Genomic DNA, 19956 nt, shown 5'->3' with positions numbered 1-19956 from the left:
ACTGCGTCCAGGACGCGAATGCGCAGATCGTGACTGTAGGCACGGGCCATGGCGATCTCCCTGACGAACCTTCAGGGATCAACGCTCACCTCGCCGCAACGACTCAGGGATCGTGGAAAACGCTCTAGGTCGAGCGTTGCGCCCGTTGAGCCCGAAACATTGAGCTTCTGGCTGGCACCAGCGGAGGTAGTCGCGATGTTGATGCGGCCATCGCTACCGAGTGATGCAGAAACCTTGCCGTTCAGCGACGACGTGCTGGAGATCTGGCTGTTGATGGCGGAAACCACCTGATCGCCGGTCACTTTGGTAAGGTCGCTGACAGATCCCTTCAGCGTCGCCGCATCCAGACGGATCGTTGTCTTGGTGGTGCCGCCATCAAGCGAGATGTCGATGGAGCCATCCTTCGCCAGCGAGGAGAAGTCGCGTGTGCCATCGGTAGTGCCGGCTTGGTAGGCAACGCTACCGCTGACGGCAGCTGCCGAAGCAGCCTTACCGCTGGAAATTGCGCTCTTGTCGGCCAGCGCCTGGTTGGCAGTGGACTTCGCCGAATCGACCAGCTTCTGGATCGAGGTGATGCCCTGGTTGGCAGCCTGGATGGTCTGGACGCCGTTGGAGATGCCGTTGAGGAGCGCGCCGAGATCGCCGGAGCGGCCGGACAGCGCCTGGGAAGTGAAGAAGCTCGTCGGATCGTCGAGGGCCGAATTGACCTTCTTGCCGGTCGACAACCGGTTCTGAGTGGTGGCGACGAGATCAGCCGTGCCCTGCAGCGAGAGCAGGTTCTGGCGAGTGGCAGAGGTGAGGGTGACGCCTGAAGACATGATGGTCGATCCATTCTGATCGGTGCGCCTCCGTTTTTGGAGGCGACCGCAGATGACCATCGATCCCTTGCAATCGACTTAATGAGTCTCGCGAACGAACTGTTAATGAGCTCGGTCAAACGTGGCGAATGTTGAAAATAGCAAGATATATCAATTATTTGGCGATCCGCTCGCATCATCTTATTTATGTTCTATTAACCATGCTCGGCGAGTATGCTCCCAGATCCGCAACGAGTAGCGCCATGCCCCTGAAGATCGAACTCAAGCCGTTCGAGCGTCTGCTCATTGGCGGCACGGCAATTCGCAATGGATCGCGTCGCTCCAGCTTCGTCATCGAGACCGTGACCAAGTTTCTGCGAGAGAGCGACATCATCCTGGAGAGCGAGGCCGATACGGCCTGTAAGCGCCTCTACGTCACACTGACGGTCTTGTATCTTGCGGACAGCACGCCCGAAGCGGAGGACCTGTTCATCACCCAGGCCAATGCGTTGATGACGGCCGCGCCGAGCATGGCGCCCTATCTCCGCGACATTCACGATTTCATCGCGCAGGGCGAGTTGTACCGAGCCCTGAAGCGCTGCAAGGACCTGATCCAATACGAGCAGTCGCTAGCGGAACGGTTGGTGCCCCCAGCCAATCCCGATCCGTCGACGCACCGCTGAATTTCGGAGCTTGCCGCAGGAATCGAAAGAGCCCGCCGCTGGGAAGCGGCGGGCTCTTTCGTGCGGCAGGAGCACGCCGCCGTCAGCCTACATGCGGAGGCCGGCGGCGATATTCTGGTTGATGCTGATGAGGGCGGACAACTTCTCGGCGGTCGGGTCGATCAACGTATCGATCATCCGTTTGAAGACGAAGGTCGAGAGTTCGGCAATGCTGTTCTTGATCTCAGGAGGCAGCGGGCTCTCCGGAGCGGTGGCGGCCCCAGCGATGATGGTCCAGACCTTCTGGTTGAAGTTCAGAGCCTCACTGAGCCCCGGTGCCTGATTGGACCAATCCGACTGGATGGCTTGAAGTCGGGTCGCAGCCTTGATCAGCACGGCGGCTTCCGCTTCGCGCGGCGACAACGCCGTTTGTGAAACCCGGGCATAGGCGCTGGCCCCGTACGACATCGCTCGATCCTCCCTCAAGGTGCGCAAGCCCGATTCGGGGCAGCGGAGGCGACCTTAGGCAGCCGATGATTAAGGGATCGTAATATCAACCTATGCCGTAATCATGCCGAGATGAGCGGCGAGGGAAGAGTCGCGCCCGCGCAGACCACGCGAAGGGCGCCGGATTCCACCATCATGATGAACTTCATTCTGGGGACGATGGCGGGCGGCCTCCTGGTCGGGCTGGTCACGATCTCGGCCGTCCGACATCCGAGCGTCCAGGCCAAGCTGGGACTGTTTCCCGTCTCGAATGCGCTCCTGATGCCGGCAGCCAAATCTCCGGCCATCAACCGCCTTGATCCCGCCTGTCGCCCGCTGGCGACCGTTGGACAGCCCGACATGCTGTTCTCAAAGCGTCGGTTCTGGTTTGTCGCGCCCTGAAGACGGGAGGGGCGGGGTAGTCAGATGCTGCTGATCAGGAACATCACCATCGTGGTCGCCACGGTGGTGCTGAGAAAGCCGCACAGGGCTGCCGCGAAGGACGGGCCGATGGCCGGGTTATGGTGCAGGGCGTTCACGTCGGCGGTGGTGTTCATCAGGGCTGACCTTGGCGGCGGCGAATCATCGGCCGGGTGGGATGGGAAGGTGGATCGTTCGGGTCCGGAAGGGCGTGCGGGTCCGCACCCTGTCAGTCAGCAGCGGTGCGCGGCTTTGGCAGCCCGCAGAGCGCGAGATTCACTGCGCAAGTCGATAGCGACAACGCCGGCACCACAATCCTCGAATGCATGCCGGGCATCCGCATAGCGGTCTCCGATCTCGTCCAGCGTGTCACAGGCGCGATCGTGGTTGCCGAGCCGAGCCTCTTGGCGGAACTGGAAGCGGAGCGCGTTGGCCTCATCGACTTTGCGCTGCGCATCGAGACAGGCAGGGGCTGCGAGGGCAGGAGCCGCGAGACTGATCAGGAGGATCGAGCCGAGCGTAAGTCGAAGCGGGTGACGCATGGAAACACCTGAGATGTGGACACTGGGGCGTGCGGCCGGTGAATTGAATTCACGGATCGTTCGAGAGTGTCCGCAAGATGAGAGTTGGCTTGGCCCAAAAAGAAATAGGCGTTGCGCTGCTCGTCCTGCGTTCAGGTTTCGGAAACGGCGCACCCGTCGCTAAGGTTCCACGCTTTTGTGCACTGCCGTCCGCTTGCGGCGGGAGGCCAGGATCGCTGCAAGACTGACCGGAGCAGGACCCTGAGCGTCAATGCCGACATCATACTGTCGGGGTATGGGCTTCAGGCGATTGTGCGAGTGCCCATGCAGATTGATGGCCCCCCGCCCGATCCCGTTCCAAGTGCGAAAGGCGTAGTGGCAGAGAACGAGGCGACGATCGTCGACGGTGAGTTCGGCGTAGTGCGAAACCGAAGTCCAGTCTGATGCGCGCAGCGTCCCAGGTCCATCATTGTTGCCAACGATCAGGTGTTTGGTTCCGGGAAGGTATGCGAGGATCTCGGCGATGCTGGTGTCCGAAGGACCGAGAGCGAAGTCGCCGAGATGCCAGACCTCATCCTCCGGCTTCACCACGGCACTCCAGGCGGCGATCAAGGCTGCGTCGTGAGCCGCAAGGTCCGGATAGGGACGCTTGTCGATCCGCAGGACCCGCGAATCTCCGAAATGCGTGTCGCTGGTGAACCACACCGGCATGATCAGCGCCTATTGCCGGACACCTCGATTACCGCCCTGGGCTGAAGCGCAGCGGAACGGTCACGGCCAAGCTGCTCAGAGTGATGCCGGCGGGGGCGGGCGGAAGCGAGCCGCGTACGGTCGCCAGGGCTGCGCTGTCGATCGCACCGATGCCGCTGCTGCTGGCGAGGCCCGCACTCAGAACCTGCCCGGAGCGGGACACGGTGAATCGCACCACAGCGACGCCGCCGCTGGTCCCCGCCGCCGCATTGGCGTTCATCCGGCCGCGAATGGCGGAGCTCAGCATACCTTGCCAGGCGCGCAGGGCGTTCGGGTCATTGCCGCCGGCGGCAGCGCCGGCACTGCTCTGACGGGACGCGGACGCGGAGTTCTGCTGCGCACGCCCCTGGCTGGCGGTCGCGGCCGCACGGCGGGCCGCTTCCTTGGCGGCCTTGGCCTTCGCCTCTTTGGCGGCTTCGCGCCGCTCCTCTTGCTCTGCCTTCAGGCGAGCCTCACGGTCGGCCTTTCGCTTCGCCTCCCGCTTGGCTTCGAGGATCTTGGCCGGGTCGGGCTTCGGCTTCTCGATTTCCGTTGGCTTGGGAGCGACCGCCACGGTGGGTGGCGGCGGAGCCAGCGCGGGCGCTTCCGGCGCCGACGAGGTGATGACCTGATCCTCCGGCGGCGGCTCCGCCACCGCCTCCACCGGTGGCTGCACCGGCGCATCCGTCGGCTCGGCCATCGTGGTGGCTTCCGGGGCGACGGGTGTCGCGTCCGGTGGCGGCGGCGTGGTGGCTTCCGGTGGGGCGACCTCCGTCGTCTCCATCGGCTTCACCACCGGCTCGGCTTCCGGTGTTTCGACGGGGTTCGCTTCGGGAGGAGCCGGGCTCGACGCGGCTTGCTCGGCTGGCGACTGTGTATCTGCCTCCGTCATCTGCGGGGCGAGATCGATCGTGACGATGTTTTCGCCAGGAGGTGCCGTTGGCGCGGCGCCGAACACCATCATGCCGACGAGAGCCGCGATGTGCAGCGCGAGGGCGACCAGGAAGGCATAGGCGAGGCCGGATGGGCCTTGCCGCTCCGGGCCGCGTGTCGTTGCGAAGGCGCTCGGGGGTTGAAGGACACTCATGAGATCAGCGCGGCGTTCCGCTGGCGGCGGCAGGAGCAGGGGCCGCCGGTGCGGAGGGCAGCGCGCCGCCGGGTGATTGCGCGATCAGCGAGACCTTGGAGAATCCCGCCTGTCCGACGAGCCCCATCACTTCCATGACCCGACCATAGGGGACGTCGCGATCCCCGCGCACCAGCATGACCTGGTTGGGATCCTGCGCTGCCAATGTCCGCAGACGTGGGAGGATCGTATCCGGGAACAGTTCTTCCTTGGCGAGATAGGGCTTGCCATCTTTATCGATGGAGATCTCGAGCGGCTTCTGGGCCTGCGCCACCTTCTGAGCGGTCGTTTTCGGGAGCTGTACCGGCACGCCTGTCGTCATCAGGGGCGCGGCTACCATGAAGATGATGAGCAGCACGAGCATGACGTCGACCATTGGGGTGACGTTGATCTCGGACATCGGCGCCGCGTCGAGGCCATCCTCGTCATCGCCGCCGCCGGCGCGGATCGAACCCATTGCCATCGTGAAGCGGCCCTCCGGGGCCAGGGTGGACGACCGTAAGCCGGCCCATCGCAGAGATTGCTGTGTCTGAATCGGCGCTGTCGCGGCACCGAAACGGCTCTGAATTGACCTGGAACCCGATCAGGCCCGAGAGATCACCGCTGCAATCCGCACCGTTATTCTGCCGCGGCGGCGCGTCCGTGGACAGTCCGGTCGCGGGCGAGTCGGTTGCCGAGAATTCCGATGGTCGAAATGAAGCTCGACTGAACCCGGCCGACATCGTTGATGAGCTTGTTGTAGGCCATGACCGCCGGGATGGCGACGATGAGGCCGATGGCCGTTGCGAACAGTGCCTCGGCGATGCCGGGGGCTACGACGGCGAGGGAGGTATCCTGGCTCTTCGCGATCGACGAGAACGAATTCATGATGCCCCACACCGTGCCGAACAGACCGATGAACGGCGCCGTCGAGCCGGCGGTAGCCAGCAACGGTAGGCCGGTCTGCAAGCGCTTGATGCGTGAAGTCAGGGCGGCCCGCATCGCGCGCTCGATGCGATCGCGCCGCTCGGCACGGGTCTCGGTGGCATCCTGATCGCGCCAAGCCTCGACGGCAGCTCCCGTGATCTGGGCGTCGATGCCACCACCGGAGGCTTCCAGCGCGCCTCCGGAGCGCACCAGGGCATCGAAGGCGCGAGCCTGACGCTTGGCGGCCGCAACCCGTACGATCTTCTCGAACACGACGGTCCAGCACGCGATCGAGGCGACCACGAGCAGGAGCATGACGCCCTTCACGATCGGATCGGCCTGCAGGAACAGTCCGAAGAAGGATAAGTCGTGGGCGACTCCGGCCGGCGCGGCTGTCGGGTCCATGGCGGGCTCTCTCGGTGCGTGCGGGTTTCTGACGATAGGAGGAAGGGCGCCGCTCAGCGCGTGAACGTCGCTGCCGTTTTGCTCTCGGTCTCGATCCGCTCGAGGCAGGTTTCGCGACTGGCGTCGCCGCCCTCACAGGAGAGCACATCGTTGAGAAGGACCCGGCTGATCTTCGGGCAGGCAATCGCAGGGAAGTCGAACAGGCGAACCATCGTCTTGCGGTCCTGAACGGGGCCGAGTTCCACGGCCAAGCGCTTTTGAGCGATCCCGTCATTGTCGAACGCGAAGAGATCGACCTTCAAGGATTTCAGTGCCTGGCCTCGGCTGTTATCGACCAGGAGGTAGGTCCGGCACGACTCACCCGCCGGTTCCAGGCGGTTCAATTCCAGCTTCAGAACAGGTCCCTTGCTGTCCTGTGCTGCGGCCTTGTCCTGAGCCATCGCCACGCCGCCGAAGCCGGCGAGCATCGTCAGGGAGGCGAGGCCTGACACGAGGTGCCGCGCTGCACATGTCTTGATACTTTGCAAAGGCCGTTCTCCGATCACGCCGTGCACTCCATTCAAGGGGCCCGTCGCCCTCCGCGACGCTCCCGACGCCTGCACGCGGTTCCGGCTCGACAATCAGTCGTGACAGACCGGAATGGCACGGGTTCGATTCGACATGCGCCATAGAACGAGGTCGAAAGACCGCGTTCGGGGCGCTCGTCGTGCGAGGCCGGCATATCCGAGATCGTGACCGTAGATCAAGGTCAGGGCCGAATATCAGAGGAATTCCAAACTGTTACTCGTCGGCCTTCCGGTGTCGAAGCTTACGCTGTGCCACAATATCCTGAAGCAAGATGCCGAGAATACCCAACCCTCTGCCAAGTCAGGCAGATGACGCATTCACGCCAGACCCTGGATGCATCAAGCCCTTGATGCATCAGACCCTTGATGCACCCAGCAGCCACCTCCATATCGCTGTGACCGGTGAGCGATCTCCGGGAGGGGTGCTGCGCAGGCGGGCCCCGATCACCGAAGTGCCTCATGAAACAGTGTTTCGGGCTTCGCTGGAAGGACATGCGTTTGTGACGACTCGGCCCTCTCCGTTCGGACATCCCTTTCTTCTCGGTTTCGACGAAATCGAGCAGGCCCTCGACCGCGTGTCGAAGGCGGCTAATGACGGCTATCCGCCCTATAACATCGAGCGGCTGCCACGCACCGAGCAACAGCCAGAGCGTCTTCGCATCACCCTCGCGGTCGCAGGCTTCACCCGCGATCAACTCGATGTGATGCTCGAGGAGAGCCAACTCGTGGTGCGGGGTCGGCAGGTGGACGACAAGACCCGGCAGTTCCTCCATCGCGGCATCGCAGCGCGACAGTTTCAGCGGGCCTTCCTGCTTGCCGACGGCATGGAGGTGATGGGTGCCGATCTATCCAACGGCCTGCTTTCCATCGACCTGACCCGGCCTGAGCCGGACCGGATCGTGCGCAAGATCGCCATCGCATCCCGCGACGAGGTGTGATGTCGGGAGCTTCAACGCATATAGACCACCGGGAAGCGATCCCGGTGTACCGCTCTGCCAAGAAGGAGGGCAGTCCATGACCGAGTTCAACACCAATCCGATCACCGAGGCCGATCTCGACCCGGCCGAGTTCAATGCGGCCGATCTGGCGGCTTTGGGTGAGGGGCACATTGCCTATGTGCGCGCTATCCGATCCGATGAGGTGAAGCGCATCTTCCCGCAAGCTCCCGATCTCACGCCTGGTCTCGACCTGTTCGCTCTCCTGTCCGCCAGCGGCGCGCCGATCCTGTTGGCCGATTCGCGCGACGCGATCGTGGCCAATGCGGCAGCCAACGATCTGTACACGGTCAGTCTTCACTAGGCTGACATATCGGTCACTGTCCTAACCAGCCGTGCCAGATCTTGCGGTCGGGACAGGCGGTGGTCTCCGTCGGCGATGAGGGTGAGCAGCGTGCCGGCCTTCGGCAGGGATTGGACCACCTTCAAGGCGTGCGTATAGGGAACATCGGGATCGTCCATGCCCTGCAGGATGTGAACGGGACAGCCTGGATCGAAGGCATTGCCAAGCAAGCGGTGCCTTCGTCCGTCCGCGATGAGGGCTTTCGTAATTGGCACCGGGGACGGATCATAGGCGCTGGGCCTGAACCAAGCCCCGTCTCGTTCGATCGTGGCGCGGATATCCGGGCTGAAACGCTCCCAGAGCAGGTCCTGCGTGAAATCCAGTGCCGGGGCTATGAGAACGAGCCCCGATGGCGGCCTCTGCTGTTGTGTGAGAGCCTGCGCAACAAGGCAGGCGATCCACCCCCCCATCGATGATCCGACCAGCAGCGGGCGCTTTGGCGCGAAGGTTTCGATGACCGCCTGGGCGTCCGCAAGCCACGTCGAAAGGGTAGACTCGGCAAAAACACCGTCCGATTCACCGTGCCCAGTATAATCGAATCGGAGGAATGCACGTCCATTCCATTCGGCCCAAGCATCAAGGGCCATCGCCTTCGTCGCGCCCATATCGGAGCGGAAGCCTCCGAGCCAGACGATCGGGGAGCCATCGCCGGCCCGGCATCGCACCGCGATTCGTCGTGCCTTTCCCCCTTCGCCGACGACGATGAATTCGGGAGCTTCGCCCTGCGCAGACGTCATTTCTCGACCTTGGCTCGACGGTGCCTCGAACTGAATGCATTGGTTTCGCATTTCGTTTACCGAGCCGTAAAGCGCAGCGTTCAAGCTGCGTCCATGATCGATACGCCGGACGGACGCTGCCACCTTCGGGAAGACTACCCGAAATCGTCTCTCGAACTTCGGGCCGTCTCGGCGCGCGCATCATGAACGGCGAGGTCCGCGGCGGATTTCCGAGCGAGCGCGCGCCGCTCTCCGGTGCCACCATTCTGCAGATCATCCCCGAACTGGACGCAGGCGGTGCCGAGCGTACGACCGTCGATGTCGCCGCAGCTCTCGCAGCCGCCGGTGCCCGAGCCCTGGTGGCCACCGAGGGCGGGCGCCTCGTGGGCGAGTTGCAGGCGAAGGGAGGGGTCTGGCTTCCCTTCCCGGCGGCTTCGAAGAACCCATTCGCCATGGCGTTGAATGTCGGGCGGCTCGCGCGGCTTTGCCGGCGTGAGGGGGTGCAGATTGTCCACGCTCGTTCGCGGGCGCCGGCCTGGGTAGCACTCGGTGCCGCTCGCCGCATGAGGCTTCCCTTCGTCACCACTTATCACGGGAGTTATTCCGGCCGGACGGGCGTCAAGGTCCTGTACAACTCCGTGATGGCGCGCGGCGATGTCGTCATCGCCAACTCGCATTATACCGCGGCCCTGATCCGCTCTCTGCATCCGGAGCAGGCAGGCGACCGGATCCGGGTCATCCATCGCGGAACCGATCTCTCCCTGTTTACGCCTGCCGCGGTCCTCCCGGCCCGGGTCGAGGCTCTGCGACGGGCCTGGGGTGTCGCCCCTCACGAGCGCGTCGTGTTGTTGGCCGCGCGCTTGACCGCGTGGAAGGGACAGCGCGTCCTCATCGAGGCAGCAGCCCTGATGCGGGACCGGGGCGTCACCGACGTCGCGATCGTGCTGGCCGGCGACCCGCAGGGGCGCGTCGCCTACGAGCGCGAGCTCGACGCCCTTGTCGCCGCCCGCGGCCTGCGGGGCATCGTGCATCGGGTCGGGCATTGCGCCGACATGCCCGCAGCGTTCCGGGCAGCCTCCGTCGTTGCGGTCCCATCGGTGGAGCCGGAAGCTTTCGGGCGCTCGGCGGTCGAGGCGCAGGCGCTCGGGACGCCCGTGATCGTGTCGGATCTCGGTGCCGTGCCGGAGACGGTGCTGTCGCCGCCGGAGGTGCCGACTTCGCAGCGGACGGGATGGCGGGTTCCTCCCGGTGATGCGGCGGCTTTGGCCGATGCCCTCTGCGAAGCGCTCTCGCTCGGTGCGAGTGCCCGTGATGCCATGACCCGCCGCGGACGGGTGCATGTGGAAGCCCATTTTTCGTTGGAGGGGATGGTGGGCGATACGCTCGCGGTCTACGCAGACCTCCTTGCGAAGCAGGCGCTTGCCACGCACCGATGACCGCGTCGGACCCGATGAACCAAACGGCGACGACCGTGTTGACTTGCACGAGACTTTCGCCAAGGTGTCGCAACGAATTTCGCGAGCGATGGGTGGCCAGGATCGACCCCAAACGGGGCTTGGGTTCGCGGGCTGCCGTTTCGTCGTTTCACTAGGAGAACAAAGCCATTCGTAGACCTATGAGAGCTATGCCGGCCCCGCAGAAGGACGGGCCGCGCGCCAACCGGGATATCCGTGGCGTTCGCGAAGTGCAGCTCATCGACGACACCGGGCAGAACCGTGGCGTCGTCGCCTTCTTCGACGCCATCGCCTTGGCCGAGGAGGCAGGCCTCGATCTCGTCGAGATCGCTCCGAACTCCGTTCCTCCCGTCTGTAAGCTTCTCGATTACGGCCGCTTCCGCTTCAACGAGCAGAAGAAGCAGAACGAAGCGCGCAAGAAGCAGAAGACGGTCGAGGTCAAGGAGATCAAGCTCCGTCCCGGCATCGACAAGCACGATTACGACACCAAGATGAAGGCCGTGATTCGATTCTTCGAGGAAGGTGATAAGGTCAAGGTGACCCTGCGCTTCCGCGGCCGTGAGATGGCGCACCAGGATATCGGGTTGCGCCTGCTCGAGCGGGTCAAGAACGAAACCCAGGAGATTGCCAAGGTCGAGAGCGAGCCGATGCTCGAGGGACGCCAGATGATCATGATCCTGGCACCGCGCTAAAGCAGCCGTCTGAGGTGAGAATTGCTCAAGGCGTCGTTCCATCCGGAACGGCGCCTTTTTGGTTGACTGAAGGAGCGACCAGCGAAGGCACGGTCGACCGCCGCTGTTCGAGCATCTGCTAGCCACAAGGCCGGACTGCTTAGGCCGGATCGGCGGCGTGACGACCGGTCGCGGGCAGGATGGTCAGGCGAGGCTGCTGTGTGCCCCGCGACATCGGTAGAGAGCCTCGACGACTTTGGTTGCTCTGTCTGGCGGCGTGATCTCTTCGTGATCCCCGTCAAAAGCCGAGAGCGGCATATCCTTTAACGCGCAGACCGTCAGCAAATTGGCATCCCGGTTGAGGTTACCATGTCCTCCGATCGGCACTGCGGCGGCAAAGAGATGGGGCTGCTTGATTGCCCAGCGCCAAGTCTTGTTTCCGCCGATGGACCAACCTGTCAGACAAATGCGGCTCGCATCGATTCTGTAGATGCCGCGCAGGTCGGCGAGCAACCGCTCGATCCGCTCCGTTTTCCACCGTCCACCGATCTGAAGGCTGCCCTTGGCCTCGGGCGAGAGAACGAAGAACGGTGCGCCCGGGTGCGAAGCGAGGGCTTTGGGCGATCCCCATAGCTTCACGAGATCCAGATCGTCGCCGAGGCTGCCCGCGCGGTGGAGATAAATCACGAGTGGCCATTCCTGGCGCGGCATCGCTGGGTAGCCGTGAGGTACGAACAGCAGATAGGAACAGCTGTCCGATGCAGCCGCGGGATGTGCGATCTGCTCGCCCTCGTGGATGTCATCGACCCTCGCGTCGGCCCGTGCAGCGGCCAGGACGAGGCTACAGAGTACGACAAGCATGCTTGATATCAGTCTCGGCTTGAGCCTTTCCCACTTCAGAGCTGCTGTAGGCCGATCCTCAGCGCGGGGGCGTGCCACAGTCTTCTGTGTAAGCGCGTGCCGAAATTCGTATGTCTGACCGGAAGGTATTCGCTGGCATCGGGTGCGAAATCGAAGGGACGACGCCGGAGACCGACGTTTCAGGCGCCGCCCGATCGAATCATTTGAGCAAGGAGATCTGCGCATCCCCCGTGCGGCGCAGAACGTTCACGGTGACGTCCTCGCCATAGCGTTGCAGGCGTAGATCCACCCGCGAGGTGCCGATCTTCAGGTTGAAGATCGAGACACCGTCGAGGAAGGGTGGCAGGGTCGGGTTGCGGAAGCGGACCCGGTTGCGGTCATGGTCGATTTCCAGACCCAGGCAAGCCGCCAGGAAGGCGAAGGGCGCCGCAGCAGCCCAGGCCTGCGGTGAGCAGGCCACCGGGTAGGAAACTGGTCCTCGCTGGTGGCGCCGCATGAAGCCGCAGAACAGCTCCGGCAACCGCTTCTGATCCTGGTACAAAGCCGTATCGAACATGCCCTGGAAGATGCGCGAGGCTTCGGGCTTGAGATCATAGCGCGCCAGCCCCAAGGCGATCAGGGCGTTGTCGTGCGGCCAGATCGAACCGTTGTGGTAGGACATCGGGTTGTACCGAGCCTCGCCGCGGGCGATCGTACGCACGCCCCAGCCGTTGAAGCCGTCCTTCGACAGCAGGTTGGCCGCGACACTGGCCGCACGCTCCGGCAAAGCGATGCCGGTGAAGAGCGCGTGGCCGGCGTTCGAGGAGCGGACTGCGCATTGGCGCTTTTCGCCATCGAGCGCGAGGGCGTAGGTGCCGATCGCCTCGCACCAGAACGCCTTGTCGAAATTCTGCCGGAGCGCCTTGGATTCCTCGCCGAGACGCTGGGCAAGGTCGTCCCGGCCGAGAAGCGAGGCGAGCTTAGCCGCCCCATTCTTCGCCGCATACACGTAACCCTGGACCTCACAGAGGGCGATCGGGCCCTTGGCGAGGTTCCCATCAGTATGGAAGATCGAATCGTGGCTGTCCTTCCAGCCCTGATTTTCGAGGCCCTTGTCCGTGTCCCGAGCGTATTCGACGAAGCCGTCGCCGTCGCGGTCGCCGTACTTGTTCATCCATTCGAGCGCCAATTCGAGCGCCGGCCAGATCGCCGAGATGGTCTCCAGGTCGCCCGTGACCGCGTAGTATTCCCAGGCCAGCATCACGAAGAGTGGCGTACCGTCGATGGTGCCGTAGTAGTGGCGGAAGGGCACCTCGCCGAGCATGGCCATCTCGCCGCGACGGGTCTCGTGCAGCACCTTGCCGGGCTGCGCATCCGCGGCCGGGTCGATCGCTTTGGCCTGCGTCGACGCGAGGTAACGCAGCACGCCCTTTCCGAAGTTCGGATCGATCCAAAGCGCCATCATGGCGGTGATGATGCCGTCGCGCCCGAACACCGTCGAGTACCAGGGGATCCCAGCAAACGGATAGATGCCCTCCGGCGTCCGGCTCGCCAGCATATAAAGATCGGCGGTTGCGCGACAGGCGGCCTCGTTGAACTGGTCGTTCGACGAAATGATCGTGGTGATGCCGGCGGTGAGCTGCCGCAGATCACGGCGCGAGTCGCGATATGCCCGCGCGAAGATCACACCCTCGGCAAGGCCCTTCGGATGGCGCGCGGAGGCCGTGCTGCCGGCGGCATGGGATAGCCCGGCGGCCGCATCTTCACCGACGCGCTCCGCGGCAGGCGCGCTGGTGAAGGCGCGGTGCGATTCAAAGACGACGCGGAGGAACAGCGAGGCGCGCCCCCCGGGCGGCAGGGAAACGACGAACTCGGCCCGGCCCGGCTCGATATGCTTGGGCTTCGGACCGAAGTGGAGGCTTGTGGTCCGTACCACCTCGTCGAGGCCGGCGTAACGGAACTGGACCTCAGAATCGCTCGCCACCTGCACGCTGCGCTTGCCGCGCACCGGGCGATCCATGCCGCGAACTTCGAACAGGTCGCGGAAATCCGCGTCGAAGGTGACGGCGACCTTGAGGTGCCAATGGCGGGAATCGTAATTGCGTAGACCGATCCGGTCGTAGCACGCACCCTTGAACAGGAATTTGGTGCGCTCGATCGCGATCAACTCACGCGGGATCGTGGTCTCGTCGTGAGCGTCGATGCGGATGTCGGGCGTCGTCATGTCGACGCTGAGCGCGCCGTTGTCGTCCTGCATCACAGAGGAGAGCAGCAGGGGGCGCTGGTCCTCAATGGTGACGTGCATGCGGGAGAGATAGCGCGTGTCCTGGAAGTAGAGTCCTTCCGGACCCGGCAGCACTCCAATGTCGCCGTAGCTGTCGAGAACCGCAAAGGCTTCGCCGTATTTCAGCGAGCGGAGTGGGCGTTCGACCAGGGATGTCTGCGCTTCGATATGGTACTGCGGCAGAACTTCGTCGGCATCCTGGAAGCCTTGAGAAATCCGCGTCTCGCTTGCGGGCTCGGAGGTCGCCTTCAGTGTATCCGCTGCCATGCCTGCGCATCTCCGAAAAGGGGGGGGTCGAATCGAAAGAGCCGCCGGTCGCAAAGTGCGGCGCGGCGGCCCTCAGTGGCAGAGGTAGTGCGGCAATCTTGCGGCGCCAGCCCGCTCCGGAAGCGAGCAGAATGGCATTCGCAGAGGCCGTGGTTTAGCCGAATTAGGCCGGCATGGCGGCGACCGAGATCTGCGGCAGCGCGGAGCCATTCAACTCGCTGTAGTGGGACGTGAAAGATCCCGCATGCGGAAGCTTGATCACTGAATTAGTGCCGGCAAGCAATTGCTCGTAGGCAGACACGTACTTGCGCACCATGCACTCAGCGGTGAAATTTCCCTCAAAGTGCTTGCGCACACCGGCTCGGCTCATCGACTTGACTTTATCGACTGCCGCGACCGCATCATCCATCGAATCGCACAAGACGCCCGAGATGCCGTCGGCAATGACCTCCGGCACGGAGCCGTTGCGGAATGCGATTACGGGGGTTCCAGCCGACATCGCCTCAATCATGACGAGGCCGAAGGGCTCCGGCCAGTCGATCGGGAAGGCGAGGGCGAGTGCGTTTCCGAGGAAGTCCTTCTTCTGCTCCTCGTTGATCTCGCCGATGAACTCGATGAGGGGATGATGAATCATCGGCTCGATGACCTCGTCCCAATAGTCCTGGTCAGCCTTGTCGACCTTGGCGGCGATTTTGAGCGGCACGCCCGAGAGGATGGCCATCTCGATGGCCCGGTCGGGCCGCTTTTCCGGCGAGATGCGGCCGAGGAAGGCGAGATAGCCGCCCTTGGCCTCAGGATAGAACGGGCAGTTCTGTGCTGGCAGGCCGTGATGAATCGTCGAGAGCCAATTCACGTTCTCCGGCATCGGATCACGTTGGTTGTCTGAGATCGACACCAAGGGCATGCCCGTGAAGGTCCGATAGACCGGCATGAAATCCGGCACATCGAGGCGACCGTGCATCGTGGTGAGGCACTTGTGGTTCAGGTCCTCGAACATCGGATACTGCAAGAGATCGATATGAAAGTGCAGGATATCGAACTCATGTGCCCGTTTGTGCACATGGTGAAGCATCGCGAGATGGCTTGCGGTATGGTCGCGATAGCCCAGCAACCTCAGGCCCTCCGGCGTGCAGGCCGCGAGCTTGGCGGACGTCTCAGAGTCGCCGCTCGCGAACAAGGTGACGTCGTGGCCCTGACGAACCAGCTCTTCCGTGATCCACGAGACCACGCGCTCGGTCCCACCATAGAACTTCGGGGGTACGGCCTCCGACAGCGGAGCAATCTGGGCAATGCGCACGAAGCGTCTCCTGTGAGGTCGAATGTTGCGCCGACCTAACGCGATCCGGCCTGAGTGGGACATGAACGAAACGGACAGCCAAGGTTATGGTTCCCCATCCGCGCCTGCCGCCAGATCTCCCTGACAAATGGCCCAGGATGTCCCCGATATCCTCGCGATGGTCACTGTCCGGTATGATGAATCAGTCTTCGCTCGTGCCCACCAGGAGGCCCCCTGGGGCGACCCTGCGCGCATCCGTCGTGTTGTGTGGATCGGGTGAAGAACTACCTGGGATGCATGCGAGATTTTGTGCGACGCACGATGCCCTTGTTTCACCCCAGGGGGTCGTCTAAGCCTCGCGCCTGCGCAGTCTGGCATTGGAGCAATTCCACGTGGCCGACGGCGCTCAGGGCGTCGCAATCGCCCGCGAACACGAGGGGTCCTGCATGACCGGCCTGATGGCAGACTATCTGCCGCTCATCGTCTTTATCGGCGTTTCGGGATTCATCGCCGTAGCTTTGCTCGTCGCCCCCTTCCTGGTTGCTTATAACAGCCCCGATCCCGAGAAGCTTTCAGCTTACGAATGTGGTTTCAACGCCTTTGATGACGCGCGGATGAAGTTTGACGTGCGTTTCTATCTCGTTGCAATCCTGTTCATCATCTTCGACCTCGAGGTCGCCTTTCTTTTCCCATGGGCGATCACGTTCGGTGAGCTCGGTTGGTTCGGAATGTGGTCGATGATGGCGTTTCTTGGGGTTCTGACCGTGGGGTTCGTCTACGAGTGGCGCAAGGGCGCGCTCGAGTGGGACTAGCGCTCACGAATCACAGCTTGCTCTACGCCTGCCTGTTCGAGCTCCGTCTATCCGAACTCAGCCTGCCCGAAGCCTGATCCCGAGAAACCGATGGCCTTCAGCCCCGACCTGTCCCACGCTCCGGCGATCGCGCCGGCTCCGAAAGGGATCATCGATCCCAACACGGGGCTGCCGATCGGCGCGAACGATCCGACCTTCCTGTCGATCAACAATGAACTCGCTGATCGCGGTTTCCTGGTCACCTCTACGGACGACCTCATCAATTGGGCGCGGACCGGCTCGCTCATGTGGATGACCTTCGGCCTCGCCTGCTGCGCCGTCGAGATGATGCAGATGTCGATGCCGCGCTACGATTGTGAGCGCTTCGGCTTCGCGCCACGCGGATCGCCCCGGCAATCCGATGTCATGATCGTTGCCGGCACCCTGACCAACAAGATGGCGCCCGCCCTCCGCAAAGTCTACGACCAGATGCCGGAGCCGCGCTACGTGATCTCCATGGGCTCGTGTGCCAATGGTGGCGGCTATTATCACTATTCGTACTCGGTGGTGCGCGGATGCGACCGGGTGGTGCCGGTCGACATCTATGTTCCGGGTTGCCCCCCGACCGCCGAGGCGCTGCTTTACGGCGTACTCCTGCTCCAGAAGAAGATCCGCCGCATTGGCACGATCGAGCGCTAGGAATAAGGACGCTCCGGCATGACCAACGGCATCAGCATCCTTCCTCACACGAGTCCCGACTCGGGAATGACGGCGCTTGAGCGAATCGGCGATCACGTCGCCGGTGCCCTTGGCCCCGCGATCGTCTCGCGTGCCATTGCGTTCGGCGAGTTGACCCTCGTGGTCCAGGCCAGCGATATCGTCTATGCACTTACCTATCTGCGCGATGATCCAGCCTGTGCCTTCCGCTGCTTCATTGACATTTGCGGCGCCGACTATCCGGCCCGTGAGAAGCGGTTCGATGTGGTCTATCACCTGCTCTCGTTGCGCCATAACACCCGCATCCGCGTGAAGGTTCAGACCGACGACCAGACGCCGGTACCCTCCGTCATCGAAGTTTTCCCGGCGGCGAATTGGTTCGAACGGGAGACTTACGACCTCTACGGCATTCTGTTCTCGGGCCATCCGGATTTACGGCGTCTGCTCACCGATTACGGCTTCGAAGGGCACCCGCTGCGGAAGGACTTTCCCCTTACTGGCTTCGTCGAGGTCCGCTACGACCAGGATGAGGCGCGCGTGGTCTACGAGCCCGTAAAGCTCACCCAGGAATTTCGGAACTTCGACTTCCTCTCGCCGTGGGAGGGCACGGAATACGTGCTCCCGGGCGACGAGAAGACGTCGGCTTGAGCGGCGGAGCGAGGCCATGACCGAGCACAACATCCGCAATTTCGCGATCAACTTCGGGCCTCAGCATCCGGCCGCACACGGGGTGCTGCGCCTGGTGCTGGAACTCGACGGAGAGATCGTCGAGCGGGTCGACCCGCATATCGGCCTGCTGCATCGCGGCACCGAAAAGCTGATCGAGCACAAGACCTACCTGCAGGCGACGCCCTATTTCGATCGGCTCGACTACGTCTCCCCGATGAACCAGGAGCATGCCTTCTGCCTCGGCATCGAGAAGTTGCTCGGGTTGCAGGTGCCTCGGCGCGCCCAACTCATCCGCACCCTGTTCTGCGAGATCGGCCGCATCCTCTCCCATCTGCTTAACGTCACCACGCAGGCGATGGACGTCGGTGCCCTGACGCCGCCGCTCTGGGGCTTCGAGGAGCGTGAGAAGCTGATGATCTTCTACGAGCGCGCGTCGGGCGCTCGCCTGCATGCCAACTACTTCCGTCCCGGTGGCGTCCATCAGGACCTGCCACCCGCACTCATCGATGACATCGAGGCGTTCATCGATCCCTTCCTGCAGGTGGTCGACGACCTCGACAACCTTGTTATGGGAAACCGTATCTTCAAGCAGCGCAACGTCGATATCGGCATCGTCACGGTCGATGAAGCGATGGCCTGGGGCTTTTCCGGCGTGATGGTGCGCGGCTCAGGGATTCCCTGGGATCTGCGCAAATCGCAGCCCTACGAAGCCTACGAGGAAATGGAATTCGACATCCCCGTGGGGAAGAACGGCGACACCTATGATCGCCAGGTCATCCGCATGGAAGAGATGCGCGAATCGGCCAAGATCATGAAGCAGTGCTGCATCAAGCTGCGCGAGCCGTCCGGCCAGGGGCCGATTTCGGCCACCGATGGCAAGATCGCCCCGCCGCCGCGCCGCGAGATGAAGCGGTCGATGGAAGCGCTGATTCACCATTTTAAGCTCTACACCGAGGGCTTCCACGTGCCGGCCGGCGAAGTCTATGCCGCCGTCGAAGCGCCGAAGGGCGAGTTCGGCGTCTATCTCGTCGCCGACGGCACCAACAAGCCCTATCGCTGCAAGATCCGCGCTCCAGGCTTCGCCCATCTGCAGGCAATGGACTGGATGTGCCGTGGCCACATGCTGGCTGACGTGTCCTGTGTGCTCGGCACTCTGGACATCGTGTTCGGCGAGGTGGACCGGTGACGATCAAGGTTCAGAACTGATGGCCAACCGCAGACTCGCGCCCGTATCCGAGCAACCCGCCGCCTTCGCGTTTTCGTCCGAGAACGCTGAGTGGGCGAAGGGCCAAATCGAGAAGTATCCGGAGGGGCGCCAGGCCTCTGCGGTGATTCCGCTCCTGTGGAAGGCGCAGGAGCAGAATGGCGGCTGGTTGCCGCAGAAGGCCATCGAAGCGGTGGCTGACGAACTCGGGATGCCGCATATCCGCGTGCTCGAAGTGGCGACGTTCTATACGATGTTCGCCCTGGAGCCAGTGGGTAGATTCTGGATCCAGCTTTGCGGGACCGTTCCATGTGATTCCTGCGGCGCGCGTGAGTTGAAAGACTACCTGCAGCACCGTCTCGGTGCTCCGGGTCATGTCAGCGCCGACGGAAACTTCTCCTGGCTTGAGGTCGAGTGTCTGGGCGCCTGCTGCAACGCGCCAATGGCGCAGATTAATCAGGATTACTACGAGGACCTGACACCTGACCTCCTCGGCAAGCTGATGGACGATCTGGCTGCAGGGCGGCCCGTGAAGGTTGGCTCGCAGGTCGGGCGAACCTCTTCGGAGCCCCTCGGTGGTGCCGACACCCTTATCGACGCAACCCTGTTCGACGGATCGCGCGTTGGTGCTTGGCGCAAGCGTTTCGAGGACAAAGAAGCTGAGGACGGCAGCGAGCAGGGCAAGGCCGAGGCCGCCTCGTCTGAGCAGCGTGCCGCTTCCGAGCCGAAGCCGGCTCGCCCCGATGCGGGCCGTGCCGTTGAGAAGCCGGTGACGGACGCGCCGGCTCAGCGTGCCGCAGCGGGGGAGATGCCTGTGAAGGCCGGCGATACGGCAGACGCCGCCGACCCCAAGGAGTCGACCGCGACGTCGCCAACTCAGGCCGCACCGATGCCTGCTCCTGAAACGATCGCGAAGGTCGAAGCCGCCGGCGCGGAAGCCGGGACACAATCGGATCTTCCACGCAACGAACCGCCGCCCCAGCCGGCCGCATCGGGTGCCAGCGCGGACATTGCGGAGGCTCCGCCGGTCGACACGAAGCCGTCGACGGCGAAAGCCTCCAGCGCGAAGCCGTCCACCCCTCGGTCTCCCGCCCCCAAGAAGGGGAACTGA

The 19956-nt window shown here is 63.3% G+C and carries 23 protein-coding genes and 1 pseudogene; 11 read left to right on the top strand and 13 right to left on the bottom strand.

Annotation, left to right across the window (positions count from 1 at the left end; translation table 11 throughout):
* Positions 1 to 479 precede the first annotated feature (479 nt).
* A pseudogene (locus tag J7U37_RS25280) lies at positions 480 to 818 on the bottom strand (flagellar protein); the annotation flags it as partial.
* Positions 819 to 1060: 242 nt separating this feature from the next.
* Between J7U37_RS25280 and J7U37_RS05700 the strand changes: the two are divergent.
* Positions 1061 to 1480, top strand: coding sequence for a flagellar biosynthesis repressor FlbT (locus J7U37_RS05700; RefSeq protein ID WP_056483695.1), 420 nt, complete (start codon positions 1061 to 1063; stop codon positions 1478 to 1480).
* Positions 1481 to 1567: 87 nt separating this feature from the next.
* Here the strand turns inward: J7U37_RS05700 and flaF are convergent, their stop codons facing one another.
* On the bottom strand, positions 1568 to 1927 hold the full coding sequence (gene flaF / locus J7U37_RS05695; RefSeq protein ID WP_247635073.1) for a flagellar biosynthesis regulator FlaF: 360 nt from the start codon (positions 1925 to 1927) through the stop codon (positions 1568 to 1570).
* Positions 1928 to 2101: 174 nt separating this feature from the next.
* Between flaF and J7U37_RS05690 the strand changes: the two genes are divergently transcribed.
* Positions 2102 to 2347 carry a hypothetical protein gene (locus J7U37_RS05690; RefSeq protein ID WP_056484477.1) on the top strand — a complete coding sequence of 82 codons (246 nt, stop codon included), beginning with the start codon at positions 2102 to 2104 and terminating at the stop codon, positions 2345 to 2347.
* A gap of 20 nt (positions 2348 to 2367) precedes the next feature.
* On the opposite strand, the gene J7U37_RS25110 is transcribed toward J7U37_RS05690, so the two are convergent.
* The 7 genes from J7U37_RS25110 to J7U37_RS05660 form a co-directional block, all read right to left on the bottom strand.
* The gene (locus J7U37_RS25110; protein ID WP_280138762.1) at positions 2368 to 2502 is read right to left on the bottom strand and encodes a hypothetical protein; all 135 of its coding nucleotides are present in this window, start codon (positions 2500 to 2502) and stop codon (positions 2368 to 2370) included.
* A 96-nt stretch (positions 2503 to 2598) separates the two neighbouring features.
* Positions 2599 to 2907, bottom strand: coding sequence for a hypothetical protein (locus tag J7U37_RS05685; protein ID WP_247635072.1), 309 nt, complete (start codon positions 2905 to 2907; stop codon positions 2599 to 2601).
* A gap of 159 nt (positions 2908 to 3066) precedes the next feature.
* Positions 3067 to 3597, bottom strand: a complete 531-nt coding sequence (locus J7U37_RS05680; RefSeq protein WP_247635071.1) for a metallophosphoesterase family protein — start codon at positions 3595 to 3597, stop codon at positions 3067 to 3069.
* Positions 3598 to 3625: 28 nt separating this feature from the next.
* Positions 3626 to 4702: a TonB family protein gene (locus tag J7U37_RS05675; protein WP_056178881.1), complete on the bottom strand. Its 1077-nt coding sequence runs from the start codon at positions 4700 to 4702 to the stop codon at positions 3626 to 3628.
* 4 nt (positions 4703 to 4706) lie between these two features.
* A complete protein-coding gene (gene tolR / locus J7U37_RS05670; RefSeq protein ID WP_056178885.1) occupies positions 4707 to 5204 on the bottom strand; it encodes a protein TolR in 498 nt (165 codons plus the stop codon).
* Between the two features lie 155 nt (positions 5205 to 5359).
* Complete coding sequence (locus J7U37_RS05665) at positions 5360 to 6052, bottom strand: MotA/TolQ/ExbB proton channel family protein (protein ID WP_056178888.1); 693 nt, start codon at positions 6050 to 6052, stop codon at positions 5360 to 5362.
* A 53-nt stretch (positions 6053 to 6105) separates the two neighbouring features.
* Positions 6106 to 6519: a Tat pathway signal protein gene (locus J7U37_RS05660; RefSeq protein WP_244476940.1), complete on the bottom strand. Its 414-nt coding sequence runs from the start codon at positions 6517 to 6519 to the stop codon at positions 6106 to 6108.
* A 599-nt stretch (positions 6520 to 7118) separates the two neighbouring features.
* Here J7U37_RS05660 and J7U37_RS05655 point away from each other — a divergent pair.
* Complete coding sequence (locus tag J7U37_RS05655) at positions 7119 to 7556, top strand: Hsp20 family protein (RefSeq protein ID WP_247635088.1); 438 nt, start codon at positions 7119 to 7121, stop codon at positions 7554 to 7556.
* A 76-nt stretch (positions 7557 to 7632) separates the two neighbouring features.
* Entirely contained in the window at positions 7633 to 7917 is a 285-nt protein-coding gene (locus tag J7U37_RS05650) for a DUF1150 domain-containing protein (protein ID WP_056483723.1), read from the top strand.
* On the opposite strand, the gene J7U37_RS05645 is transcribed toward J7U37_RS05650, so the two are convergent.
* Complete coding sequence (locus J7U37_RS05645) at positions 7914 to 8693, bottom strand: alpha/beta hydrolase (protein ID WP_247635087.1); 780 nt, start codon at positions 8691 to 8693, stop codon at positions 7914 to 7916. The two genes, J7U37_RS05650 and J7U37_RS05645, sit on opposite strands and share 4 nt — an antisense overlap.
* 182 nt (positions 8694 to 8875) lie before the next feature.
* Here J7U37_RS05645 and J7U37_RS05640 point away from each other — a divergent pair, with 182 nt between their 5' ends.
* Complete coding sequence (locus tag J7U37_RS05640) at positions 8876 to 10108, top strand: glycosyltransferase family 4 protein (protein ID WP_247635070.1); 1233 nt, start codon at positions 8876 to 8878, stop codon at positions 10106 to 10108.
* 188 nt (positions 10109 to 10296) lie between these two features.
* Positions 10297 to 10818: a translation initiation factor IF-3 gene (gene infC, locus J7U37_RS05635; protein ID WP_244476923.1), complete on the top strand. Its 522-nt coding sequence runs from the start codon at positions 10297 to 10299 to the stop codon at positions 10816 to 10818.
* A 183-nt stretch (positions 10819 to 11001) separates the two neighbouring features.
* Here the strand turns inward: infC and J7U37_RS05630 are convergent, their stop codons facing one another.
* From J7U37_RS05630 to J7U37_RS05620, 3 genes are all read right to left on the bottom strand, one after another.
* Complete coding sequence (locus tag J7U37_RS05630; protein WP_247635069.1) at positions 11002 to 11658, bottom strand: hypothetical protein; 657 nt, start codon at positions 11656 to 11658, stop codon at positions 11002 to 11004.
* A 199-nt stretch (positions 11659 to 11857) separates the two neighbouring features.
* Complete coding sequence (locus J7U37_RS05625; protein ID WP_056483739.1) at positions 11858 to 14188, bottom strand: glycogen debranching N-terminal domain-containing protein; 2331 nt, start codon at positions 14186 to 14188, stop codon at positions 11858 to 11860.
* A 163-nt stretch (positions 14189 to 14351) separates the two neighbouring features.
* A complete protein-coding gene (locus tag J7U37_RS05620) occupies positions 14352 to 15485 on the bottom strand; it encodes a glycosyltransferase family 4 protein (protein WP_247635068.1) in 1134 nt (377 codons plus the stop codon).
* Positions 15486 to 15910: 425 nt separating this feature from the next.
* Between J7U37_RS05620 and J7U37_RS05615 the strand changes: the two genes are divergently transcribed.
* The 5 genes from J7U37_RS05615 (at position 15911) to nuoE (ending at position 19956) form a co-directional block, all read left to right on the top strand.
* Positions 15911 to 16276: an NADH-quinone oxidoreductase subunit A gene (locus J7U37_RS05615; RefSeq protein WP_056179973.1), complete on the top strand. Its 366-nt coding sequence runs from the start codon at positions 15911 to 15913 to the stop codon at positions 16274 to 16276.
* Positions 16277 to 16366: 90 nt separating this feature from the next.
* Complete coding sequence (locus J7U37_RS05610) at positions 16367 to 16954, top strand: NADH-quinone oxidoreductase subunit B (RefSeq protein WP_056178916.1); 588 nt, start codon at positions 16367 to 16369, stop codon at positions 16952 to 16954.
* A gap of 18 nt (positions 16955 to 16972) precedes the next feature.
* Positions 16973 to 17620: an NADH-quinone oxidoreductase subunit C gene (locus tag J7U37_RS05605; RefSeq protein WP_056178920.1), complete on the top strand. Its 648-nt coding sequence runs from the start codon at positions 16973 to 16975 to the stop codon at positions 17618 to 17620.
* A gap of 16 nt (positions 17621 to 17636) precedes the next feature.
* Positions 17637 to 18827, top strand: a complete 1191-nt coding sequence (locus J7U37_RS05600) for an NADH-quinone oxidoreductase subunit D (RefSeq protein ID WP_247635067.1) — start codon at positions 17637 to 17639, stop codon at positions 18825 to 18827.
* Positions 18828 to 18846: 19 nt separating this feature from the next.
* Positions 18847 to 19956: an NADH-quinone oxidoreductase subunit NuoE gene (gene nuoE, locus J7U37_RS05595; RefSeq protein WP_247635066.1), complete on the top strand. Its 1110-nt coding sequence runs from the start codon at positions 18847 to 18849 to the stop codon at positions 19954 to 19956.

The organism is Methylobacterium sp. 37f (assembly GCF_023093475.1).
Taxonomy (GTDB): Bacteria; Pseudomonadota; Alphaproteobacteria; order Rhizobiales; family Beijerinckiaceae; genus Methylobacterium.
The sequence above is the reverse complement of the archived record's forward strand: the minus strand, read 5'-3'. Positions and strand labels throughout refer to the sequence as shown.